Raw genomic sequence first — 20,775 nt, forward strand, 5'->3', positions numbered from 1 at the left:
CTGTACTGCGACAAAAACGTGCGCCGATGACGCACTTGCTTACGTCTTGATCTTGAACGATGCGGCGTAGGCCTTCGGATTTTTGCCATCCCAGACGGTGCCGTCCATCAGCTTGGAAGTGCGCATCGGATCCTTCGGAATACTGGTCTTGGTCATGGTGGCGGCTTCTTTGTACAGGTCGATCTGATTGACCGACTTGGCCACAGCCAGATAGTCCGGATCGTCCTTGAGCAGGCCCCAGCGGCGATGCTGCGTCATGAACCACATACCATCCGACAGATACGGGAAATTGACCGCGCCGTCGTTGTAGAACTTCATGTAGTTCGGGTCGTCCCAGGTCTTGCCGAGACCGTTCTGATAGCGACCCATGATGCGTTGATCGATCACATCCTTGCTTGTGTTGACATAGGACTTGTCGGCAATGACTTCAGCCATCTTGTTCTTGTTGGCCAGCGAGGCGTCGATCCATTTGCTGGCGTCAAGGATCGCTGCCATCATGGCGCGGCAGGTATTCGGATTCTTCTTGACGAAGTCGAGCGACGTGCCCAGGACTTTTTCAGGATGGTCTTTCCAGATGTCTTGCGTGGTGGTGGCGGTGATACCGACACCGTCAACGATGGCGCGATGGCCCCATGGTTCGCCAACGCAGAAACCATCCATATTGCCCACGCGCATATTGGCGACCATTTGCGGCGGCGGCACGGTGATGACTTTGGCATCCTTCATCGGATTGATGCCATTGGCGGCCAGCCAGTAGTAGAGCCACATGGCGTGTGTACCGGTGGGGAAAGTCTGTGCAAAGGTGTACTCGCGCTTGTCGGTTTGCATCAGCTTGGCCAGCGATGCACCATCGACACCGCCCTTGTCGGCGACCTTTTTGGACAACGTGATGGCTTGCCCGTTATTGTTGAGGTTCATCAGCACGGCCATGTCTTTCTTCTGGCCGCCAATACCCATTTGCACGCCATAGATGAGCCCATACAGGACGTGTGCTGCGTCGAGTTCGCCATTGGTCAGCTTGTCGCGCACGCCGGCCCAGGAGGCTTCCTTGCTGGGAACGATCTTGATACCGTATTTCTTGTCGAAGCCGAGCACCGAAGCCATCACCACCGAAGCGCAGTCAGTCAGCGGGATGAAACCGATCTTCACTTCTTCTTTTTCCGGCTTGTCCGAGCCGGCTGCCCAGGCTCCTCCTGTGGCTAGTCCCAACATGGTCGCTCCTGTTGCAAGTCCTGCAGTCTGAATTAATTGACGACGCTTGAAATCCACTTCCTCGACAGCTGCCACGGCCTTGTTCGGTTGTTGCTCTTTGAATTCCATCGCGTTTCCCCATTCAGCAAATAAAAAAGGCGTCCCTTCAACACGCAATGAAGCATGCTGAAAGACGCCTTTGTCTTGGATGGTTCAACCGCCATTGGCCGAACCGTTCGATGCGCAAACCTTGCGCTATACCGACGATTCAGCAAAGAGCGTGCCAAGCGCGCCAAAAAACGGCAAAAGCCGCGTCGCTACGCTATGAAAGAAGCCATCTTGATGATCTGGGAAGGATCCAACGCGGCAGCCGCTAGCCGGCAATTGGCGCACCGCGTTTGTGCTGCGCACCAATTTGGCGGTGCATGATTGCCGGCGATGGTCGGTACAAAAGGATCAAAAAAGTGTCAGCCGAGCAAGTCTTCGACATCCAGCAGGCGCTGGGCAATGTCGGAAAGTTTGAGGTTCTTGTTCATGGCCATGCTACGCAGCTTTTGGTAGGCCTGCTCTTCCGACAGCTTGTGTTTGGCCATCAGTACGCCCTTGGCGCGTTCGACCACTTTGCGCTCGGCCAGCTTGAGCTTGGTATCAGACAGTTCGGTAAGCAGCTTCTGCTCCTGGCGGAAACGCGCCAGCGCTACGTCCAGCACCGGCTTGATGCGTTCCGACTGGAGGCCGGCGACGATATAGGCGGTGACGCCTGCTTCCATCGCGGCTTCCATGGTGGAGGTCGTATCGTCTTCGGTGAACATGACGATGGGGCGGCGCTCGTCGCGTGTGGTGATGACGATGTGCTCCAGCACGTCGCGCGCATCGGATTCAGCGTCGATGATGATCATGTCGGGCTGCAGTTGGGCGATCCGCTCCGGCAGATAGAGATCGGCGGGCAACGAGGCGATGATGTTATAGCCGGCTTCCAGCAAACCGATACGCAAGGCTTTTCCACGCTCCGCCTGCTCGTGGAGCGCGTCATTACTTTCATCGCTTTCATCGATGTGATCGATGACAGTGTTGACGACAACGATGCGTAAGTTGCGCATGTGCGGTTCCAATGTTTGCCTGGACATCGTAAATCGATTCTGAACTCGTTGCGGATCTGTGGTGTGTTTTTGTTGCTGTGTCTGTCGAGGCAGGTAGTTTGCCTGCTTGCCTGCTTGCCTGATCTTCCTGCAAATACGACCGGGCGCAACCGGGCGAATAGTAACTCATTTGCTGCGACCGCACACTTTATATCATTTCATGATGTATTCAAGATGGAGGATGTACTCGCCAGCTTCACCATCATGATGCCGTCACAGTGACCTCATCGCATTCTCCACTGCCGTCAGTCTTCTGCAAGCAAAAATCAAACCAGAAAATACAGCGATGCTTGCATCAATTCAGCAAACTGGACGCTGCCCTCTGATTCTCTCCTACTCCGCAACTCGCCTTTTCCTACAGGAAATTGAGGTGCACGCCTATCTACCTGAACGACGGCGATAGATAACATCCATGGCGTCATCTCCTGCTTTTTGCAGGCGAACCCGACACTGCATTTGCCCCATTTAAGCCAGGAGGAGACTCACATGTTACGTCGTACCCGCACATCGCCCGCCGTCAGAAAAACTGCGCAACTTGCCACCTACTTCGCTGCAGGCAGTGCGCTTGCACTGACATCGGCGAGCGCGTTTGCCGACCATTCGCCCGCGCTTGACCGTTTCAGCCTGTCGGCAGGCGCCTACTATGTCGACCCGACGTTTCGCGTGAACGCCAATACCCAATATGGCAATTTCCAGTCCGGCGACATCGATCGCGATCGTACTACGCTGCCGCGCATCCGCGGCGAGATATTGCTGTTCGACAGCCAGGGCCTGTCCTTCGATTACTTCACATACAAGAAAAACAATAGCGGCGCCATCGACAGATCGGCGCCAATCGGCACCGGTTCCAGTCTGACCGCCAACGGCGACGCCAACTTGCAGGTCGACATGGCTTCGGTGGCCTACAAATGGTGGATCGGTCAGGGCAATGACGTGTTCGGCATCGGTCTTGGCGGCGGATACTACCGCGCCCATCTGGACGTGAATGCAGCGGCAACGCTCAACGGTACCTCCGGCACATTCAGCGAAAGCTACACCGAAAAAACCTGGGCGCCTTTGGTGGAACTTGGCTGGAAGCACGCCTTCAGCAAAGACTTCCGCCTTTATGCAGAAGCCTCCGGCGTGAAGAAAAACTGGGGCCGCGTCACCGGCCATATCTATAGCGCCGCATTCGGCGCGGAATGGTATCCACTGGCCAACCTGGGTATCGGCGCCGACTATGGCATCACGCGCATCAATATCAATCGCAGCGGTGGCGGCACGATCAATGACGCCAACCTCGACATCCGTCTCAAAGGCCCTTCCGCTTATGTGAAAGTGCGTTTCTGAGTTTCTATCATTGACGCCCTGCGACCGCCAACCGGCATGGCGCAAGGCGTTGGTAACCGCGGTAACCACTGCAAATTTTGCAGGACAACAAGGAGAACAACATGACCATCGGCACCATTCTACTGATCGTACTTATCCTGATTCTTATCGGCGCCTTACCGGCCTGGCCGCATAGCCGATCCTGGGGTTACGGCCCAAGCGGCATTGCCGGCACCGTCGTGGTGATCCTGCTGATTCTTGTTTTGCTGGGAAGGTTGTAGAACTGTAAAGCTGTAGAAATACAGGTTTTGCTTGCCTGCACCACAAACAGGATATGATGAGCGGCGTTGCATCTTCGAGATGCAGCGCCGCTTATCATTTTGACTGGAAGGGAGCTCGTAACGATGACAAAAAATCGCCAAAAACACCTCTTACTACTGCCGTTCTTCCTGGCCGCCTGCTTTACCGCTCATGTACCTGCCATGGCAGCGGAAGAGGACGTGTCGCAACAGGATCCACAGCGCTGGTATGAAGGCGACGACACCGCCAAACTGCATAACAAGACGCTGCTGAAAGAAGCCCATGCGGCTTACGCCCAGGCGCTGCAAGAATGCAAACCGCTCAAACGCGCCGAAGCCAAGGCTTGCCGCAAGGAAGCCCGCGATCTGCTGAAAAGCGATTTGGCGCGGGCCAAACGCATTTACGCCAACACAACAGCAAGCGAATAGAACCGTACGAGCGCGTAAGGTTTTTGCTCCAGGCAGTCTGCCCGGAATGAATTGAGCGCGGCGCTGGTGCGGTTTTTGATTCTGTGAAGACGCAAAAAAACCAGGGGACCAATACGGTCCCCTGGTTTTTTCCAAGCTGTGTCTCCTGCATTTTCCCCATGCGCCACATCCGGATCAGAGGTAGCGCCGGGTAAATCCGGCCAAGTTTGCGCCTACTTCGTATTCAATAAGCTCACTTGCAAACGTCGTTGCCAAATTACTTGCCGATTTGATTGCCGATCACCCCGCCGACCGCTGCACCACCGACGGTGCCGATGCCGCTACCGCCCGTAAGGACGGCACCGCCAACTGCGCCGACGCCGGCGCCGACCGCGGTATTCCTGTCGCGCTGGGACATGCCGCTACAGCCGCTCAACACGGTAAGGGCGCATACAGTGATCGAAGTCACTGCAATCTTATGTATTGTTTTCATGATGACACCTCTATATAAAGTTGATTAATGCTGCCGTTGCAGCACATGACTCAGGAAATGATTCAAGCGAGTGATTTAGTCTTGCGCCCCTTTCAAGCTTCCAGGCACATACTTTTTAGACGCTCTGGCGGTGGATAGTTTCACACCGATGGCCGCCCTAAACATTCACTTACACTTGCAGGATCGTGCGCGTCGCATGCCTTCTTTCTCATCAGCACATGGTCGTACACGATGACGGCATTGCGGATCGAAGAGGGATGCTTTCTCTCAACCATGTCGAGATAGCGGAATTTCTTTTGGTCCAATGCCGGTTTTACCTTGGATGCCTTGCCTGCTTGCGCATGACTTTTTGCCATGACAAACGGCGTCGCATCACCAGCATCTACTAAAGATGGGTTCGCGGTCGTTGCAGGGGCGGCTACGGCGGCAGAACATGCCATCATGCCGATCAGTACGAGCGAAGCAACTGTTCCTGTTTTTTTCATGATCTCTCCCTCGACAATTCCGGCGCACTACGATCCCGGACTACCTGAGCCTGCACAATCGAGACTGGCGATACTAGTGATTCGCGATACCGGCCTGTTTTTTCATCGGCTCATCATGACAAAACCGGGGGTGGCTCAATAGCCGTGCTTCTCCGATTCTGGCGTAAGACAATTCCTACACAACTTGATGAGCGCACATGAAAATGGGAGCATCTGCTCCCATTTGAATGGCTAAGGATCAGCGATCCTTCAGAGCTTCCTTGGCATCGCCGTAGCTCTTCTGAACGTTACCTTCAACTTGCTTGGCAGCGCCCTTGATCTGTTGTTCCTTGCTGTTCACCACTTCGCCAGCCTTTTGTTGAACCTTGCCGGCTACCTGCTTTGCACTACCTTGGACTTGATCTTTATTCATGATTTCTCCTGAAAGTTGAAAGACCAGCTACTGCGATGCTCAACAGTCAACTGCACACATCTCCATGAGTGGAAACGCGATGAGTTCATCTTAGTGGAGAGGGAGATGCGGGACTATAAGACAGCCCCGCTTTGAAACGTAGGACAAGCAGAGTAAAAAACGACCTGAAAACCGAATTCCTTGTCAGCTTTATGCGGCGGGCGCTGCGGGGCTGGCTGGGGCTGGGGTCGGAACTGAAGGTGGCGGAGCAACAGGCAGGCGAATCGTAATGAGCGAACCTGATCCTGGCGTAGAACGGATATCCACTTCCCCGCCGAAGAAGGTGGCGCGCTCACGCAAGCCGCGCAGACCGTAAGTTTTGTTGTTGTCACGCCGGTCTTGCGAAATGCCGACACCGTTGTCGCGCACGGTCAATGCGACCTGTTCTTCGTCGACATCCAGGATCACATCGACCTGCGTCGCCTTGGCATGTTTGGTGACGTTATTGAGCATCTCCTGCAACATGCGGTAGATGGCAATTTCCATCTGATGGCCGATGGCGACATCTTCGTCCGGCAGGCTCGCTTTGCAAATCATGCCGCTGCGCTCGGCCAGCTCGTCCATCTGTTCGGTGATGGCGGCCTTGAGGCCAAACAGATCAAGCATGTTGGGCCGCAATTCGGTCTGGATCCGCCGTGTGGTGCCGACCAGGGAATTCATCAACCCTTGAATGCGCGGCTTGCGCTCTTGCCACTTTTCATCGTCCGGCAAGATCTTGTAGACACTTTCCAGATGCATGCTCAGGGCCGTCAATGAGGCGCCCATGTTGTCATGAAGCTCACGTGCGATGGCTCGCTTCTCTTCTTCCCGCACGGTTTCCAGATGGTTGGTCAATTCGCGCAGCAAGGCCGTGCGTTCGATCACGGTTTTCTCCAGCTGCGCTTCGCGCTCACGCAAAGAATCTTCGGCGCGCTTGCGTTCCGAGATATCAGTGCTGATGCCGATCACGCCCAATACATTGCCAAGCTTGTCGAACCAGGGAACCCGTGTCGATTGATAGGTAAAGACGCCATGCGGCAAATGCAGGGTCTGCTCAATCGTCTCCGGGAGACCGCTGGCCATCACGCGCTTGTCGTCTTCATCGATGCGGTCGGCATCTTCCTTTTTTGAAAACAGTTCAGGGCTGGCGCGATACATCGCCTCTTCCCAGGTCTTGCCGACTTGCTGCAGCATGGCCGGATTGGCAAATACCAGCAAGCCCTGGCGATTCTTGACGAAGATCGGTTCACGCGTGCTGTCGCTGACCGCTGTCAACAGGGAATTGGTCTCGGCCAGCTTGGCGGCGCTTTGCATGCGCGCGCCATATTCCCGGTCGAGCCTGCCTGCAAAACGCCAAAAGATGAACACGACGAGCGCACCATCAATCAGCGTCAGAAAAGGCAGCATCAGCCGATCCGCATATAAGCCATATTCAGCCCCTTGCGCCACCAGCAAATTGAAAATCAGTATCAGCGCCAGCATGGAGGGCAGCAAGCGGCGCAACATGTTGCCACCAGGTGCATGGCTGACGATGATCGCCATCAGGCGATGCGACGGCCGCGCCATCAGCAGCGCAGCCCCCAGCAACAGGAACACCAGCGCCGACAGAAAAGGAATGCCGGTCGAATAATGCAGGAAGGTCAGCTTGTTGACGCCGTACAGATAGCCGACCAGTGGAATGGCACTCAGACCGATGAGGATGAACGCCAGGTATTCAGCAGGATAGTGACGCGCACCAACACGCCAGTCATGGATCAGCAGCGTCAACGCAATCAGCACAAAACTACCCGCAGCCAGAGGATGAATCGCCGCGCCGAAAGCGCTGTGGGCCAAAGATATTCCAGACAGCACGCCAGGCAGGCGATCACCCAGCAAGTTCAGGCCAAAGACGTTTTGCAGAAGAAATCCGGCACCCAGCAGCAATAGCAATAGTGCAACGATACGCGCAGAGATCGCCAGACGCCGGCTTGAGTGTCCGACGTTGAGACATTGCATGTACAAGGCTGAACCCGCGAGGATGAAGCCGACCGCGGTACTGCCTTGTACGGCGATCAGATCCGCCAGAATTTTGCGATAGTCGTCTTCGGCATAACAGCTGATCAGCACCACAGCGCCGAACAAGACAATGATCATCGCCAGGCTCATTGCGGCAGTGGCGATGCTGGCAAAGTTTGCCTGCGTAGCGACGTAATGCTCCAACGACGAGGTTTCACCGATCTCGTTGCGTGCTGCCTTCATTTGCATGTACTGAAGCCCCCGATTGTGCGTTGATCGCATGACCGCCACGCGCCAGGCACGTTGCGACCGTTGTTGCGTCGACATACATTATATTTAATACAGCGTGGTCAGGATCGAGTCCTGCCGCATCTTCGGCAAGGCCTCTGTCGCCAGTGCAGTCTTATGCCACAACGACCAGGCGCCGAATCTGCAGAATATGCCTGGCATCGTAGAACACAACGTCACCCCCGGCACGGCCTTACCATCACATCACGCCGATGTATATCTGGGCGACGGTGCCAGTCCGTTTCCCTTGCCGCTGAGTCGCTCGATCAAGCTGCGTAGCTTGGTGAACTCGGAAGATTTATCGAAGAAGAACTGCACGCCGTATTGCAAGCCCACGCGGCGATACGTTGCACTGACGTGGTTACTGAAGATGATCTTGAGTTCGTCGTGGCTTTTTTTGCCGGAACGCGCCAGCGACTGCAACAGGTTCATACCGTTACCCTGCTTGAGCTGGATGTCCAGGATCAGCACATCGTAACTCTCATTTTCCAGATGCGCTGCCGCGTCCTGCTCGGTCTCGGCATAACCGGCAAGCTCAACACCGGGAATCTCCGCGAGGCTTTCCATGATCAGATCGCGCACGTCCGCTGAATCTTCGACAAGGAAAACCTTCAGCGGCGCATTCGCGGTGCGCCCCATCCTTTCCGACATGTCCTGCAATACGTGCTCCATGATCACTGTCCTGACACTCAATTTCAAAAAACCCGGCTCGGCAACACCGGTAAAAGGCGCAAAGTAGGTTGGATACCGCGCCCTGCGTACCTGCGCAGCCTCTTCCGTTAATCGATCAGATTATTCTTGATGGCGTAATAAATGATATCGGCGTTGTTGGCCATGTTCATCTTCTGCAAAACGCGCGACCGGTAAGTACTCACAGTCTTGACGCTCAGACAGAGTTCATCGGCGATCTGCGTCACGCCCTGGCCCTGGCCCAGCTTGTAAAAAATCTCGTATTCGCGTTGCGACAGGGTCTCGTGCAGCGGCTTCTCCGAATCCACTGGATCGGTGGTCAGCAGCTCTGCGACGCCGTAACTGATGTATTTGTGCCCGCGCAAAATGGTGTTGATCGCACTGACCAGATCCGTCGCCAAGGCTTCCTTCTGCACATAGCCACTAGCGCCACTGCGCAGAACCTGAACCGCATAGCGGCTTTCCGGATGCATGCTGAGCATCAGCACCGGCAAGGCCGGTTTTTCGCGTTTGATTTGCTTTAATACTTCCACGCCGCTTTTGTCCGGCATCGCAATATCGAGCAGGACAATGTCCCACTCTTGTGTCCGTACCAGGCGGATCGCTTCTTCAGCGGTACTTGCTTCTCCGCCGACTTCCATGTTCGGAATATCCGCAATAAAGTGCTGAACACCAGCACGCACGACAGCGTGATCATCGACTACTAATATTTTTGTCATAGTTTTTACCAGCATCAAGACAATGCTGCAGTCCTTCCTGATCAGGCAAATGCGGTTTCGCTGCGCTGTTCCCTGCCTGATTTGCAGCGTTTCCAACATTTGATTGAGTTGCCCGGCGGCACCGGGGCCTTCCGCGGCTAACTATACCTTATTACCTGTTACTGCTTAATTCCAATAAAACAATAATTCAGGCCGTAAGCCTGAATAAACCGGGGCGATGGCCGCAGCCACCGCCCCGAACTACATTACTTCAGACGCAGGTCGTTCTTCACCGAAGTCACACCCTTGACGCCGCGAGCCAGTTCAGTGGCACGGGTAGCGCTGGTTGCCGAACTCACAAAACCGCTCAACTGAACGACACCCTTGTAGGTTTCGACGTTGATTTCGGCCGACTTCAGGTTAGGCTCCTGCAAGATCGCGCTCTTTACCTTGGTAGTGATGACGGCGTCATCGACGTATTCGCCGGTGCCTTCCTTGTTCGGTCCGGAAGCGCAACCGACCAGCGATACCATCATCAGTGCGAGGAAAAAGCCCATAAAGCGTTTGGTCAAAGATAAAGTCATAATGATCTCCTTGTTGGTAAATTCAACTACATGTGTGTGATTGTTTTATGGAGAAGCATCGCTACCTCTCCATGACCTTAACGCGGTGAACACAACGCCGCCAGCAGCGTTGCATCTCCTTGCCGTACCTTCGTACTGCCTGCGTCGACGCGCCTTGCCGGCGACGTCCTGTTCAAAGCTATTACTGGATTACTGCAGAATTATTTGCCGTACTTAGCCTTGGCTGCGGTCGTACACTTGTCTTGTTCCGCGCCCTTCAGCGCATCGCACTTTTCTTTAGCGACGCTGTAATCGGCATCATTGGTGGTCTTTGCTGCATCTTTATTTGCGTCTTTGGTCTTGCGCTTAGCCTTCGCATCGGCGATTGCCGTTTCATGCGCGGCCTTGGCTTCCTTGTCGCAAACGTCTTGCTCGTTGCCCTTGAGCGGCTTGCACTTTGCCTTGGCGGTCTTGTAGTCGGCGTCCGCGGCAGCGACGTCGGCTTTATATTGAGACTTGACGGCGTCAGCGGCAGTTGCCAGGCTGTGAGCACCGAAAGCTGCGGAAGTCAGAATACAAGTGGCGATGAATTTTTTCATGAGAATTCCTTGGTTTTAGGTTTTAGGTTTTGGTTTTAAAGGCGAGGTTCGAACAATGCCTGACTGGCGGCGGGATAGTCCCGATGCCGGCATATTGTTCAATGACTCCAATCCTTGTTGTTATCTTCGAAAGCCTTGAGTTGTTTCTCGGTTTCGTCCTTGTTGATGCCATAGACTTCCTGAATACGGCCGGCCAGTTCTTCACGCTTGCCGTTAATGGTGTCGAGCTGATCGTCGGTCAGCTTGCCCCATTGTTGCTTGGCTTTACCCTTGAATTGCTTCCAGTTGCCTTCAATGATGTCCCAGTTCATGCTGCTCTCCTTGCTTGTTGTTAATGAGGCGGGATGTGCGGTATGCCGCTGGATTTTCGCTTGGCTTTTTTGCCTGGCTTTACTTTCCCAACCGTCGTCTAAGCGCCGGTCAGGCGCATTCAATCCAGCAGATCGCTCATGTCGTCGGCGTGTTCTTCTTCCTTCGCCATGATGGAAATAAGCAAATGCTTGGTGGTCGGATCATCGTCACCAATGCGCTCGATCATCTGGCGATAGGTTTCGATCGCAATACGCTCGGCAATCAAATTGGCGCGAATCATCGACTTGATGTCGGTCGATTCGTCATAGTCAGCATGGCTGCGCTCGGACAACTCACGAGGGTTGAAATTCGGCTCGCCGTTGAGCTGCACAATACGCTCGGCAATTTGATCGGCATGGCCTTCTTCCTCCAACGCATGTTCAAGGAACTCCGCCTTGATCGGTTCGTTCTCCAAGCCGGTTGCCGTGTAATAGTGACGCTTGTAGCGCAGCACACAGACCAGCTCGGTCGCCAGGGCATCATTGAGCATGGCGATGATTTCCTCGCGATTACCCTTGTACCCCTCGGTGACGGCGCCGTTACCGGTCTTCATTGCGGCTTCGCGCACCTTCTCGCGATCAATACGAAACGGCTTGTCGCTGATGTGATGTACCGTTGATGGCTTGCTTGACATAATCTTGTTCCTTTATCCGGTTGGCTATATGGCTGGGGACAGGCTGGCTAACTATTGAGCGAGGGTTCAGCGTTCGCCGCTGCGCGAAACGCACAGGCCCAGCAACAGACCGACGCCGGTCGAAATGGCGATGGCGCGCCATGGATTGGACTGCACATAATCGTCGGTGGTGGCGGCAATCTCTTTACCGGTCTGCACCACGTACGACTGAATTCCCTGAGCTTTGATGAAAGCGCGATCGAGGATCTCTTCACCCTGGGCGCGCAGATCTTCGGCTTTTTTGCCGGTGGCCGCAGCAGCCTCGTTGAACAATTCCTGAGCTTCTTGCAACAGCACTTGTACGTCGCTGCGGACGGTTCGCAATTTTTCTTCGCGCATTTTTTTACACTCCTTCTTCGTTAGATTGCAGCTTCAATACATGAGGTATTGAAGAATGAGCAGCATCAACAGGGGCATGCCCACCAACCAGCAAATCACCATTTTTTCCATGATTGCACCCGTTTCGGTATGTTCTTGTGTTGTGAAACGAACCGCTGTCTCTTCCGTTCTTTCCCTGGATATCCGCGCTGCTGATTCTGAAGCAACTGCGAAACCGGTAACTGAACGATACTGTCTGCTCGTATCACCAGCGATAGGACTGCTGCTGATTGCCTTGTAGGACAAGGCCGGTAAAACATGACTTCTTACATGACACTGCACCTGCCAAGCCGCTAATACTGATCTCTCGAGCGGTCTTTTCTGCCACTCACGGCGTCGCGTCTTGCGACAGCTCGTCCGTCTTTACCGCCGGCCCCGGCATGGCTGGCTGAAACACGTTGCCACCCTCGCCTTCCCAACGTTGCAACGCCCTGCGCTGGGCACGTCTGTCAGAGCGCTCCAGGCGGTTGGCGCAGATATTGAGTACCGCCACGACGGCGGCGCTGGAGATACCCAACGCCAGCAGCAGATTTCGTTTGGTCAGCATGAACAAGCTCCCTGGTCTGATTGTTTGCTGGCTGTTTCCGTGCAATGCAGGCGACTCAGGCCGACATCTGCTTTGCGGAATGCTTCAGCGTATGTTTGATTGAATGCTTGATGATTTGGCGTGCATCACCCATCGTGCGCTGCACCTCACCGGCTCCCTGCAATTGCAGGGCATGACGGCGACGCGCCTGATTGCCGGAAAAACTTGCCATTTTTTCATCCAGACGCCCAAGTGCAATTTTCAGATTTCCTACCAATTGATCCTTGTTCATGACGCGCTCCCTGGCAGTGAGTAATGCATTAGTGGTGCTTGGTAATGAATCAGTGATACGACAAATTGATACGATGGGACGGATCGTAGCAATGCCTTGGTGCAAGAGGTATAGGACGCCCGCCCATTGTCTTGTAGGACAAGATGAGAAGCCGCGCCGGATAAGGCTTTCCGGCTGATCTGATAGTGATCGTTACCGTCGTTTGCAGTTGCCCTCCTACAAGCAATTGGGCGAGCGTCTGATGGCAGCCGTGAGATGCAGCTATTACGATGCAAACATTGGATGGTGAACCGGCGCAAATAGCGTGGATGATTCTTCTGGAGACATCTCCCCGCCTTCACCAACCGATTGCAAACAGGCTCGCCGGATGGATTGACGCGCGTCTTCTGGTCGACACGTTGACCTCACACTTCAAGGAGCAGACATGGGTAAGTATTTCCTCGCCTGGATACTGGGCGTTCCCGCCTTCGTGCTGGTACTGATCTATCTCTTCGTGCACTGATTTGCACTGATGCATGAACAGAAAAAGAAAAAACTTTTTCCCTCCATTTCAATGAAAGGTACATGATGAAAAACGATCAACTGATTGATACTCTGAACGATCTGATCCAGATTTCGAAGGATGGCGAAGAAGGTTTCCGCGTCTGCGCGGAAGACGCCTCGGAACGTCAGGCGTACTACAAGACACAGTTCCTGGAACGCTCTCAGGCTTGCGGCCAGAGTGCCCTGGAATTGCAAAATCTGGTGCGTGCGCTGGGTGGCGAACCAACGAATCACACCACGGTGAGCGGCGCGCTGCATCGTCAATGGATCAACATCAAGAGCGCCATCGTCGGCAAGAACGACGAAGCCATCCTTAACGAATGCGAGCGTGGTGAAGATGCTGCCGTCAACGCCTATCGCAAGGCGCTGGCGGAAGACTTGCCAAGCGATGTGCGCCTGATCATTGAACGTCAGTATCAAGGCGTGCTGGCCAACCACGACCGTGTGAAGGCATTGCGGGATCAGGTGCGCGCCAAGAAGGCGGCTTAAAGCTTGGTTTGAGATTCGATGCGCCAAGGCTTATTTAACGCTTACTGGACGCGTATTTCACGCGGCAGAAAGCACTTGGCAAAGCATCAAGGAGAATAAAAAAGAGCGGCTTAACGGCCGCTCTTTTTTCGTTCAGTTTTTAGTCCGTCAATTTATTTTTTGTGGTGCTTCAACATGAGCGCCAACTCCTGCAGCGCAACCAACATGGTCTTGATAAATTCACGTGTCGGTTCATGGGTCAGTTTGCCGTTGGCGTCAAAGCGATCACCCGCACCACCGATCATGACTTCCGGTTTATTCAGGATTTTCAGATCAAGAAAAACGCCGATCTGGCGCAAGTGATACTGCGCACGTGCCGTACCGATAGCACCTGGACTGGTGCCCATGATCGCCGTTGCCTTGCCTGCAAACGGCTGCTCAGGCGGACGTGAGGCCCAATCGATCGCATTTTTCAGCACGCCGGGAATGGAGTAGTTGTATTCCGGCGTAGAGAATAAAATCGCATCGGCTTCCGCGATCTGTTTGCGAAAGCGCTCTACCGACGGCGGCCATCCTTTGGCGCGCACATCGTCGTTATACAAGGGAATGTCGGAAATGTCGGCCTGAATCAGGCGTACGCCGGGCGGCAGCAATTCCGCCGCGGCGTGAAGAGCCGCCGTGTTGTAAGAACCTGCACGCAAACTGCCGGAGATGCCAAGAATCGTGATCGGGGTATCGCTCATTTCAGTGTCCTTGATAAGGGAAGTCGAATCTGCAAACCGAATCTGAAATTGCGTTTGCAAACAGCGGAAAACACCGATCTATCCTACACCAGACTTCGCATCTCCTAGAAGGCACTCGTCAGCCTTAGATCAGCCTTCACCCAGATAAGCCGCCTTCACACGCGGATCGTTGAGCATGTCCTTGGCGTTGCCGGTCATGGTGATCAGGCCAGACTCCATCACATAGCCGCGATGCGCTGCTTCCAAGGCCAGCTTGGCGTTCTGCTCCACCAGCAGGATCGTGATGCCCTGCGCCGATACCGTACGGATCACTTCGAAGATCTTCTCCACCATGATCGGCGACAAGCCCATCGACGGTTCATCCAGCAGCAGCAATTTCGGATGGCTCATCAGCGCACGCGCCATGGCCAGCATCTGCTGTTCGCCGCCCGACAAGGTACCTGCCATCTGGCTGGCGCGTTCCTTCAATCGTGGAAACACGGTGAACCAGTGGTCGATGTCTTGCGCGATCTGCTGCTTGTCGTCGCTGGTGTAGGCGCCCATCAGCAGGTTCTCGTGGATGCTCATGCGCGTAAAAACGCCACGCCCTTCCGGCACCATCGCCAGCTTTTGCTGCACCAGATTGAAGGAGCTTTGGCCCTTCAGCGCTTGACCGAGATAGGTGATGTGGCCGCTGACTTTGCAGTTCGGCAGCGTGCCGGTGATGGCTTTCAAGGTGGTGGTCTTGCCGGCGCCATTGGCGCCGATCAGCGTGACCAGTTCGCCTTCATTGACTTCCAGGCTCGCGCCCTTGACGGCCTTGATGCCGCCGTAGGCGACGCTCAGGTCTTCAACTTTTAAGATGTTTGTTGTCATTGTGATCTTTCAACTTTTTATACAGCGCTTCGTTGACTCTGTGGCGTACCTTGAGCGCCGTAGCGAGCGGGGGCAGGCGAGCATCGCAGTGCTGGTCTGCGCCCGCGCAGCAGGCGAACAAGGTGCGCATTAATGGGCAGCACCAAGATACGCTTCGATGACTGCGGGGTTCTTCTGCACATCCGCCGGTACGCCTTCGGCAATCGGCTTGCCGTAGTCCAGCACCGTCAGCCGGTTGCACAGGCCCATCATCAGTTTGACGTCATGTTCGATCAGCAGGATGGTTTTACCTTCCGCCTGAATCTTGACCAGCAATTCTCTGAGGCCGAGCTTCTCGGTGGCGTTCATCCCGGCCGCCGGTTCGTCCAGCGCCAGCAGTTGCGGCTCGGTCGCCAGTGCGCGCGCGATCTCCAGTCGGCGTTGGTCGCCGTAGGACAAATGACGCGCCGTACGCGAGGCGAACTGGCCAATGCCGACGAAGTCGAGCAGCTTTTGTGATTTCTCTTTGATTTGTGCTTCTTCGTCGCGGGCGGCCTTGTGACGGAAGACGGCGCCGAAGACGTTCTGTTTGGTGCGCACGTGGCAGCCGACCATGACGTTCTCCAGCACAGTCATGTCGCCGAAGAGGCGGATGTTCTGGAAGGTGCGGGCAATGCCGGCCTTGGCCACTTCGTGCGGGGCGCTGGGGCTGTAGGGCTTGCCGGCCAGTTCGAAGCTGCCGGTGTCGGGTTGGTACAGGCCGGTGATGACGTTGAAGAAGGTGGTCTTGCCGGCGCCGTTGGGGCCGATCAGGCCGTAGATCTGACCTTGTTCGATGGTGAGACTGACGCCCGACAGGGCTTGCAGGCCGCCGAAGCGTTTGCTGACGTCGGCGATTTTTAACAGGGTGGTGCTCATTGGTTCGTCCTCTGTGTGCTGTTCGTCGAGATTAGGCTTTGACCACGCCAACCGGCTCGTCGCCGTGCGGGTGATCGGCTTCAGGGCGGTCTTCATGGCGGGGAGACGGCCACAGACCAGCGGGACGGTTCAACATGATGATGACCATGGCCAGGCCGTAGAGCAGCTGGCGCAGCACTTCGGCGTCGATCCAGACTTTGCCGAACAGGCTCATTTGCACCGGTTCGACCACGTGACGCAGCACTTCCGGCAAGGCGGCGAGGATGATGCCGCCCAGCACGACGCCGGGGATGTGGCCGATGCCGCCCAAGACCACCATGGCCAGCACGGCGATGGATTCGGTCAGGGAGAAGGATTCCGGCGAGACAAAGCCCTGGAAGGAGGCGAACATGGCGCCGGCCACACCGCCGAACGAGGCGCCCATGGCGAACGCCAGCAGTTTGACGTTGCGCGTGTTGATGCCCATGGCCTTGGCGGCGATTTCGTCTTCGCGGATGGCGACCCAGGCACGGCCCAGTCGCGAATCCTGCAGGCGGATCGAGAAGAAGATCACGCCGATGCACAGCAGCAGGAAGAGGAAGTAATAGGCGTTGACCGACGGCATGGTGAAGCCGAGAAACTTGACGATGGAGCCGGATCCCGGTTCACCGGCCAGCGAGACGCCGAAGACGCGGATCGGGTCAATCAGGTTGATGCCTTGCGGCCCGTTGGTGATGTTGACCGGGGCGTTGAGGTTGTTCATGAAGATGCGGATGATTTCACCGAAGCCCAGGGTCACGATGGCGAGGTAGTCGCCGCGCAGCTTCAGGGTCGGTGCGCCCAGCAGTGCGCCGAACACGGCCGCAATCAGGGCCGACAGCGGCACGATGATCCACAGCGACAGGTGGATACCGCTCTGCACGATCTGCGGGCCGCAGACCATGACGAGGAAGTTGCCCACCGCCGGATAGGTGTTGACGAAGGATTGCAGCACGTCGGCGAACTGGGGCGAGGCCAGCAAACCGGCGGTGTAGGCGCCGATGGCGTAGAAGGCGATGTAGCCCAGATCCAGCAGGCCGGCAAAGCCCACCACCACGTTCAGGCCCAGGGCCAGCATGATGTAGAGCAAGGCCATGTCCATGATGCGTACCCAGGAGTTGCCGAACATGCTGGCAACAAACGGGAAGGCGATCATGACGATCAGGAGCGCAGCCAGGCTGAGTCTGGCCTGCTGCGGGTTGCGTTTCTTGTCGAAGGTGAGGAAGGCCATGTCGGTCTCTCTTTCTTTATCTGTTCTGAGGCTATTTGCGTTAGCAAATGGAAAATTTGCTTAGGTTCCGTAGCGAGCGAACGTCAGCTGTCGTCGACCGGAGCACAGCCACCGGAGTGTACTGAAGTACACGAGGATGGCGAGCACCGTACGGCGGCAGATCACGTTCGCGCAGTAGGAACATGAGTAAATTTTTAAGCGCGGTCGGCGACGCGTTCACCCATGATTCCGGATGGGCGTAAGGTCAAGACGATGATCAGCACGATGAAGGCGAAGATGTCCTGGTAGTTACTGCCCAGGAAGTCGCCCGTCAGATCGCCGATGTAACCGGCGCCCAGACTTTCAATCAGACCCAGCAGAATGCCGCCCAGCATGGCGCCATAGATATTGCCGATACCACCCAGCACCGCTGCCGAGAAGGCTTTCAACCCCGGCACGAAGCCCATGGCGAATTGCGCTGTCGAATAATTCGCCGCCCACATGACGCCGGCAATCGCGGCCAGCGCCGCGCCGATGATGAAGGTGACGACAATCACGCGATTCGAGTCCACGCCCATCAAGCCTGCAATGCGCGGGTTCTCGGCGGTGGCGCGCATGGCGCGGCCCATCTTGGTCTTCTCAACGATCAGCACCAGGCCGATCATCGCGGCCAAGGCCAGCAGCAACAGCATGATCTGGGTGGGCGAGATCAGCGCGCCGGCGATATGCACCGGATCCGACGGCATGATTTGCGGGAAGGGAACCGGGCTGCGGCCCCAGATCATCATGGCCAGCGTTTGCAGCAGGATCGATACGCCGATGGCGGTGATCAATGGCGCTAACCGTGGCGCATTGCGCAACGGACGATAGGCCACACGCTCGATGATCATGCTCACGATCACGCACACAGGGATCGCGCCGATGATCGCAATGATCAACTTGACGATGCCCGGCAGATCCGGCGCCACGTGCTGCACCAGTTTCAGAATGCTCAAACCGGCCATCGCCCCGATCATCAGCACGTCGCCGTGCGCAAAATTGATCAGGTTCAAGACCCCGTACACCATCGTGTAACCCAAGGCAATCAGGGCGTACATGCTCCCCAAGACCAGGCCGTTGATGATTTGCTGGATGAATATGTCCATAAATGCCTACTTCCTAAATTCGTAACGTCAATGAGATATGTCGATGCAAGACGCCTGAGCATCTACGATTGCATGCGAGCTTGAGAGCAAAAACTGTTCCCGATCCGAGAATTTCTGCAAATGGCCGATAGCCTTGCCTACCAAGGCCGTCAGCACCGAATGCTATGGATACAGATAAGACGAGAGGTCAAAGAAACGCGTCAAGATGGAGCGTGTGCGGGCAAGCTGGGGCAGATAATTGAAAGTGCTCATGGGGATGCTCATGATCGATTGCACTCCTTCTTGGTCGAAAGATCTGTAATGTGAAAAAAGCGAGCGCACCTTGTGGGGACTCGCCGGTTGGAGCGGGATTATACCTAAGCAGCTCCCACAATACGAGAATAGACGCTAATGCACGCTGGCATTGGATATGCGGCCAACGAAAGACGCAAAAAAAGCGCAACGAGTGCGCTTTTTTTGCTTTAAAGATGTGTGTCAAACAAGGGCTGTAATTGCGAACCGGATTACGAATTACAAATCGCGATTACCCGGCGAACCCAATTTAGCCGTTACTGACGATGGAACGTCCGCCGCCCAGACCTTTCGGCATGGGGAAAGTCACGTTTTCTTCGATGCCGTCGAGAATACGCACGCTGCGCGTTGCGCCCTCTTTGAGCCGGTCGATGACGGCCTGCACCAATACTTCCGGAGCCGAGGCGCCGGCGGTGACACCGATGCGCTTCTTGCCCACCAGCCAGTCGGCATTGATGAGATCGGCGTTGTCGACCATGTAGGCCGGCACGCCCTTCTTCTCGGCCACTTCGCGCAGGCGGTTGGAATTGGAACTATTGGGACTGCCGACCACAATCACGACGTCGACTTGGGGAGCCATAAACTTGACGGCTTCCTGACGATTGGTGGTGGCATAGCAGATATCGCCTTTTTTCGGCTCGGCGATGTTGGGAAACTTGTCTTTCAACGCAGCGATGATGTCGGTGGTGTCATCGACCGATAGCGTGGTCTGCGAGACATACGCCAGCAAATCCGGATCAGTGACCTTCAGCTTCACGACATCGTCGACAGTCTCGACCAGATACATGCCTGCCTCAGTCTGGCCCATGGTGCCTTCAACTTCAGGATGGCCCTCGTGCCCGATCATGATGATCTCGCGGCCTTCGCGGCGCATCTTGGCGACTTCCATATGGACTTTGGTGACCAGCGGGCAAGTGGCGTCGAAGACGGTCAGGCCGCGTTCTTGCGCTTCTGCCTGTACAGCCTTGGACACGCCGTGCGCAGAAAAAATGACGGTGTTGCCGGCGGGGACATCCGCCAGCTCTTCAATGAAGATGGCGCCTTTGTTCCGCAGATCGGCAACGACGTAGGCGTTATGGACGATTTCATGGCGCACGTAAATCGGCGCGCCGAACTGCGTCAGCGCGCGCTCAACGATTTCGATGGCGCGATCAACCCCGGCGCAGAAACCGCGCGGTTGAGCCAATAAAATTTCAGGTTCTTGCTTATCCATATCGAGCACCTTACAGAATCCCGATGATTTTCACTTCAAATTTCAGCGTTTGTCCGGCCAACGGATGATTGAAATCAAACAGCGCGCCCTGCTCGTCAATCTCGCGCAGCACGCCGGCAAAGCGTCCACCGCCCGGTGCTGCAAAATCGACGAGGTCACCGACGCGATAATCTTCATCCATGGACGAATTCTCTTCCAGCGTGGCGCGCGAGATGCGCTGAACCAATTCCGGGTTGCGCGGCCCAAAAGCCTTATCGGGAGACAGCTCAAACGTCTGATGCGCCCCCTCTTCCAATCCCAGCAAGCAAGCCTCCAGAAACGGCGCCAGTTGGCCTTGGCCAAATTGCAGCGTGGCAGGCTTTTCCTCAAAGGTACTGACGATATTTTCGCCGGCCATGGATGCCAGGCGGTAGTGCAGTGTGAGGTAAGCGTTTTCGGTGACGACCGGGACAGATGCGTTGGACATGAAGAAGTTTCAGTAAGCGTGACAGCCCGCTATTGTAAGCCACCTTGCCCAACTCCGTAAAAACAAGCCTCGACTTCAGACCGCTTAATTTATTCACTAACATTCTCGAACCAAGGACTC

28 protein-coding genes are annotated in these 20,775 nt (G+C 55.5%); 6 read left to right on the plus strand and 22 right to left on the minus strand.

Features of this window, described 5'->3' with window-relative positions:
• Positions 1-39: 39 nt before the first annotated feature.
• Positions 40-1,212 carry a CmpA/NrtA family ABC transporter substrate-binding protein gene (locus hmeg3_RS18175; RefSeq protein WP_369828894.1) on the minus strand — a complete coding sequence of 391 codons (1,173 nt, stop codon included), beginning with the start codon at positions 1,210-1,212 and terminating at the stop codon, positions 40-42.
• 162 nt (positions 1,213-1,374) lie between these two features.
• On the opposite strand from hmeg3_RS18175, the gene hmeg3_RS18180 reads away from it, so the two are divergent.
• Positions 1,375-1,620 carry a hypothetical protein gene (locus tag hmeg3_RS18180; protein WP_094564974.1) on the plus strand — a complete coding sequence of 82 codons (246 nt, stop codon included), beginning with the start codon at positions 1,375-1,377 and terminating at the stop codon, positions 1,618-1,620.
• Positions 1,621-1,658: 38 nt separating this feature from the next.
• On the opposite strand, the gene hmeg3_RS18185 is transcribed toward hmeg3_RS18180, so the two are convergent.
• Positions 1,659-2,291: an ANTAR domain-containing response regulator gene (locus hmeg3_RS18185; protein ID WP_094564975.1), complete on the minus strand. Its 633-nt coding sequence runs from the start codon at positions 2,289-2,291 to the stop codon at positions 1,659-1,661.
• A gap of 525 nt (positions 2,292-2,816) precedes the next feature.
• Here hmeg3_RS18185 and hmeg3_RS18190 point away from each other — a divergent pair.
• From hmeg3_RS18190 to hmeg3_RS18200, 3 genes are all read left to right on the plus strand, one after another.
• Positions 2,817-3,659 (plus strand): hypothetical protein, encoded by an 843-nt coding sequence (locus tag hmeg3_RS18190; RefSeq protein WP_094564976.1) that lies wholly within the window; start codon positions 2,817-2,819, stop codon positions 3,657-3,659.
• A gap of 101 nt (positions 3,660-3,760) precedes the next feature.
• Positions 3,761-3,919: a DUF3309 family protein gene (locus hmeg3_RS18195; RefSeq protein ID WP_094564977.1), complete on the plus strand. Its 159-nt coding sequence runs from the start codon at positions 3,761-3,763 to the stop codon at positions 3,917-3,919.
• Positions 3,920-4,042: 123 nt separating this feature from the next.
• Positions 4,043-4,366, plus strand: a complete 324-nt coding sequence (locus tag hmeg3_RS18200; RefSeq protein ID WP_094564978.1) for a hypothetical protein — start codon at positions 4,043-4,045, stop codon at positions 4,364-4,366.
• Between the two features lie 256 nt (positions 4,367-4,622).
• On the opposite strand, the gene hmeg3_RS18205 is transcribed toward hmeg3_RS18200, so the two are convergent.
• The 11 genes from hmeg3_RS18205 to hmeg3_RS18255 all read right to left on the minus strand — a co-directional run bounded on the left by hmeg3_RS18205 (position 4,623) and on the right by hmeg3_RS18255 (position 11,949).
• Positions 4,623-4,838 (minus strand): glycine zipper 2TM domain-containing protein, encoded by a 216-nt coding sequence (locus tag hmeg3_RS18205; RefSeq protein ID WP_094564979.1) that lies wholly within the window; start codon positions 4,836-4,838, stop codon positions 4,623-4,625.
• A 140-nt stretch (positions 4,839-4,978) separates the two neighbouring features.
• Complete coding sequence (locus hmeg3_RS18210) at positions 4,979-5,323, minus strand: hypothetical protein (RefSeq protein WP_094564980.1); 345 nt, start codon at positions 5,321-5,323, stop codon at positions 4,979-4,981.
• A 238-nt stretch (positions 5,324-5,561) separates the two neighbouring features.
• On the minus strand, positions 5,562-5,735 hold the full coding sequence (locus hmeg3_RS18215; RefSeq protein WP_094564981.1) for a CsbD family protein: 174 nt from the start codon (positions 5,733-5,735) through the stop codon (positions 5,562-5,564).
• Positions 5,736-5,924: 189 nt separating this feature from the next.
• Positions 5,925-7,997 carry a PAS domain-containing protein gene (locus hmeg3_RS18220; RefSeq protein WP_094564982.1) on the minus strand — a complete coding sequence of 691 codons (2,073 nt, stop codon included), beginning with the start codon at positions 7,995-7,997 and terminating at the stop codon, positions 5,925-5,927.
• A gap of 243 nt (positions 7,998-8,240) precedes the next feature.
• Entirely contained in the window at positions 8,241-8,708 is a 468-nt protein-coding gene (locus hmeg3_RS18225; protein WP_094564983.1) for a response regulator, read from the minus strand.
• A gap of 107 nt (positions 8,709-8,815) precedes the next feature.
• On the minus strand, positions 8,816-9,445 hold the full coding sequence (locus hmeg3_RS18230; RefSeq protein ID WP_034298516.1) for a response regulator transcription factor: 630 nt from the start codon (positions 9,443-9,445) through the stop codon (positions 8,816-8,818).
• 245 nt (positions 9,446-9,690) lie between these two features.
• Entirely contained in the window at positions 9,691-10,008 is a 318-nt protein-coding gene (locus hmeg3_RS18235; protein WP_094564984.1) for a BON domain-containing protein, read from the minus strand.
• A gap of 200 nt (positions 10,009-10,208) precedes the next feature.
• Positions 10,209-10,586: a cell envelope biogenesis protein TolA gene (locus hmeg3_RS18240; protein WP_094564985.1), complete on the minus strand. Its 378-nt coding sequence runs from the start codon at positions 10,584-10,586 to the stop codon at positions 10,209-10,211.
• Between the two features lie 98 nt (positions 10,587-10,684).
• Positions 10,685-10,897 carry a CsbD family protein gene (locus hmeg3_RS18245; RefSeq protein ID WP_094564986.1) on the minus strand — a complete coding sequence of 71 codons (213 nt, stop codon included), beginning with the start codon at positions 10,895-10,897 and terminating at the stop codon, positions 10,685-10,687.
• A gap of 119 nt (positions 10,898-11,016) precedes the next feature.
• Positions 11,017-11,571 (minus strand): ferritin-like domain-containing protein, encoded by a 555-nt coding sequence (locus hmeg3_RS18250; protein ID WP_094564987.1) that lies wholly within the window; start codon positions 11,569-11,571, stop codon positions 11,017-11,019.
• A 66-nt stretch (positions 11,572-11,637) separates the two neighbouring features.
• Positions 11,638-11,949 carry a YqjD family protein gene (locus tag hmeg3_RS18255; RefSeq protein WP_094564988.1) on the minus strand — a complete coding sequence of 104 codons (312 nt, stop codon included), beginning with the start codon at positions 11,947-11,949 and terminating at the stop codon, positions 11,638-11,640.
• Positions 11,950-12,004: 55 nt separating this feature from the next.
• On the opposite strand from hmeg3_RS18255, the gene hmeg3_RS24795 reads away from it, so the two are divergent.
• A complete protein-coding gene (locus hmeg3_RS24795; RefSeq protein WP_157739303.1) occupies positions 12,005-12,229 on the plus strand; it encodes a hypothetical protein in 225 nt (74 codons plus the stop codon).
• A gap of 87 nt (positions 12,230-12,316) precedes the next feature.
• On the opposite strand, the gene hmeg3_RS18260 is transcribed toward hmeg3_RS24795, so the two are convergent.
• Both hmeg3_RS18260 and hmeg3_RS18265 read right to left on the minus strand, forming a co-directional pair.
• Positions 12,317-12,535, minus strand: coding sequence for a hypothetical protein (locus tag hmeg3_RS18260; RefSeq protein WP_094564989.1), 219 nt, complete (start codon positions 12,533-12,535; stop codon positions 12,317-12,319).
• A gap of 55 nt (positions 12,536-12,590) precedes the next feature.
• Positions 12,591-12,911 carry a hypothetical protein gene (locus hmeg3_RS18265; RefSeq protein ID WP_232511709.1) on the minus strand — a complete coding sequence of 107 codons (321 nt, stop codon included), beginning with the start codon at positions 12,909-12,911 and terminating at the stop codon, positions 12,591-12,593.
• Positions 12,912-13,373: 462 nt separating this feature from the next.
• Here hmeg3_RS18265 and hmeg3_RS18270 point away from each other — a divergent pair, with 462 nt between their 5' ends.
• Entirely contained in the window at positions 13,374-13,838 is a 465-nt protein-coding gene (locus hmeg3_RS18270; RefSeq protein ID WP_094566436.1) for a PA2169 family four-helix-bundle protein, read from the plus strand.
• A gap of 152 nt (positions 13,839-13,990) precedes the next feature.
• Here the strand turns inward: hmeg3_RS18270 and hmeg3_RS18275 are convergent, their stop codons facing one another.
• The 7 genes from hmeg3_RS18275 to hmeg3_RS18305 form a co-directional block, all read right to left on the minus strand.
• On the minus strand, positions 13,991-14,560 hold the full coding sequence (locus hmeg3_RS18275) for an NADPH-dependent FMN reductase (protein ID WP_094564991.1): 570 nt from the start codon (positions 14,558-14,560) through the stop codon (positions 13,991-13,993).
• Between the two features lie 129 nt (positions 14,561-14,689).
• Positions 14,690-15,415, minus strand: a complete 726-nt coding sequence (locus hmeg3_RS18280) for an ABC transporter ATP-binding protein (protein WP_094564992.1) — start codon at positions 15,413-15,415, stop codon at positions 14,690-14,692.
• A gap of 129 nt (positions 15,416-15,544) precedes the next feature.
• Positions 15,545-16,312 carry an ABC transporter ATP-binding protein gene (locus tag hmeg3_RS18285; RefSeq protein ID WP_094564993.1) on the minus strand — a complete coding sequence of 256 codons (768 nt, stop codon included), beginning with the start codon at positions 16,310-16,312 and terminating at the stop codon, positions 15,545-15,547.
• A gap of 31 nt (positions 16,313-16,343) precedes the next feature.
• Positions 16,344-17,561: an ABC transporter ATP-binding protein gene (locus tag hmeg3_RS18290; RefSeq protein ID WP_094564994.1), complete on the minus strand. Its 1,218-nt coding sequence runs from the start codon at positions 17,559-17,561 to the stop codon at positions 16,344-16,346.
• A gap of 194 nt (positions 17,562-17,755) precedes the next feature.
• Positions 17,756-18,685 carry a branched-chain amino acid ABC transporter permease gene (locus hmeg3_RS18295; RefSeq protein WP_050478544.1) on the minus strand — a complete coding sequence of 310 codons (930 nt, stop codon included), beginning with the start codon at positions 18,683-18,685 and terminating at the stop codon, positions 17,756-17,758.
• Between the two features lie 541 nt (positions 18,686-19,226).
• A complete protein-coding gene (ispH, locus tag hmeg3_RS18300) occupies positions 19,227-20,189 on the minus strand; it encodes a 4-hydroxy-3-methylbut-2-enyl diphosphate reductase (RefSeq protein ID WP_094566437.1) in 963 nt (320 codons plus the stop codon).
• 10 nt (positions 20,190-20,199) lie between these two features.
• Positions 20,200-20,655 carry a peptidylprolyl isomerase gene (locus hmeg3_RS18305; RefSeq protein ID WP_094564995.1) on the minus strand — a complete coding sequence of 152 codons (456 nt, stop codon included), beginning with the start codon at positions 20,653-20,655 and terminating at the stop codon, positions 20,200-20,202.
• Positions 20,656-20,775 lie beyond the last annotated feature (120 nt).

Origin of the sequence: Herbaspirillum sp. meg3, assembly GCF_002257565.1 — a bacterium.
GTDB lineage: Bacteria > Pseudomonadota > Gammaproteobacteria > Burkholderiales > Burkholderiaceae_D > Herbaspirillum.

Coding starts and splice junctions, on each gene's coding strand:
- hmeg3_RS18175 (WP_369828894.1), bottom strand. CDS start 1,212: ATGTTGGGACTAGCCACAGGAGGAGCCTGGGCAGCCGGCTCGGACAAG.
- hmeg3_RS18180 (WP_094564974.1), top strand. CDS start 1,375: ATGCTGAAAGACGCCTTTGTCTTGGATGGTTCAACCGCCATTGGCCGA.
- hmeg3_RS18185 (WP_094564975.1), bottom strand. CDS start 2,291: ATGCGCAACTTACGCATCGTTGTCGTCAACACTGTCATCGATCACATC.
- hmeg3_RS18190 (WP_094564976.1), top strand. CDS start 2,817: ATGTTACGTCGTACCCGCACATCGCCCGCCGTCAGAAAAACTGCGCAA.
- hmeg3_RS18195 (WP_094564977.1), top strand. CDS start 3,761: ATGACCATCGGCACCATTCTACTGATCGTACTTATCCTGATTCTTATC.
- hmeg3_RS18200 (WP_094564978.1), top strand. CDS start 4,043: ATGACAAAAAATCGCCAAAAACACCTCTTACTACTGCCGTTCTTCCTG.
- hmeg3_RS18205 (WP_094564979.1), bottom strand. CDS start 4,838: ATGAAAACAATACATAAGATTGCAGTGACTTCGATCACTGTATGCGCC.
- hmeg3_RS18210 (WP_094564980.1), bottom strand. CDS start 5,323: ATGAAAAAAACAGGAACAGTTGCTTCGCTCGTACTGATCGGCATGATG.
- hmeg3_RS18215 (WP_094564981.1), bottom strand. CDS start 5,735: ATGAATAAAGATCAAGTCCAAGGTAGTGCAAAGCAGGTAGCCGGCAAG.
- hmeg3_RS18220 (WP_094564982.1), bottom strand. CDS start 7,997: ATGCAAATGAAGGCAGCACGCAACGAGATCGGTGAAACCTCGTCGTTG.
- hmeg3_RS18225 (WP_094564983.1), bottom strand. CDS start 8,708: ATGGAGCACGTATTGCAGGACATGTCGGAAAGGATGGGGCGCACCGCG.
- hmeg3_RS18230 (WP_034298516.1), bottom strand. CDS start 9,445: ATGACAAAAATATTAGTAGTCGATGATCACGCTGTCGTGCGTGCTGGT.
- hmeg3_RS18235 (WP_094564984.1), bottom strand. CDS start 10,008: ATGACTTTATCTTTGACCAAACGCTTTATGGGCTTTTTCCTCGCACTG.
- hmeg3_RS18240 (WP_094564985.1), bottom strand. CDS start 10,586: ATGAAAAAATTCATCGCCACTTGTATTCTGACTTCCGCAGCTTTCGGT.
- hmeg3_RS18245 (WP_094564986.1), bottom strand. CDS start 10,897: ATGAACTGGGACATCATTGAAGGCAACTGGAAGCAATTCAAGGGTAAA.
- hmeg3_RS18250 (WP_094564987.1), bottom strand. CDS start 11,571: ATGTCAAGCAAGCCATCAACGGTACATCACATCAGCGACAAGCCGTTT.
- hmeg3_RS18255 (WP_094564988.1), bottom strand. CDS start 11,949: ATGCGCGAAGAAAAATTGCGAACCGTCCGCAGCGACGTACAAGTGCTG.
- hmeg3_RS24795 (WP_157739303.1), top strand. CDS start 12,005: ATGAGCAGCATCAACAGGGGCATGCCCACCAACCAGCAAATCACCATT.
- hmeg3_RS18260 (WP_094564989.1), bottom strand. CDS start 12,535: ATGCTGACCAAACGAAATCTGCTGCTGGCGTTGGGTATCTCCAGCGCC.
- hmeg3_RS18270 (WP_094566436.1), top strand. CDS start 13,374: ATGAAAAACGATCAACTGATTGATACTCTGAACGATCTGATCCAGATT.
- hmeg3_RS18275 (WP_094564991.1), bottom strand. CDS start 14,560: ATGAGCGATACCCCGATCACGATTCTTGGCATCTCCGGCAGTTTGCGT.
- hmeg3_RS18280 (WP_094564992.1), bottom strand. CDS start 15,415: ATGACAACAAACATCTTAAAAGTTGAAGACCTGAGCGTCGCCTACGGC.
- hmeg3_RS18285 (WP_094564993.1), bottom strand. CDS start 16,312: ATGAGCACCACCCTGTTAAAAATCGCCGACGTCAGCAAACGCTTCGGC.
- hmeg3_RS18290 (WP_094564994.1), bottom strand. CDS start 17,561: ATGGCCTTCCTCACCTTCGACAAGAAACGCAACCCGCAGCAGGCCAGA.
- hmeg3_RS18295 (WP_050478544.1), bottom strand. CDS start 18,685: ATGGACATATTCATCCAGCAAATCATCAACGGCCTGGTCTTGGGGAGC.
- ispH (WP_094566437.1), bottom strand. CDS start 20,189: ATGGATAAGCAAGAACCTGAAATTTTATTGGCTCAACCGCGCGGTTTC.
- hmeg3_RS18305 (WP_094564995.1), bottom strand. CDS start 20,655: ATGTCCAACGCATCTGTCCCGGTCGTCACCGAAAACGCTTACCTCACA.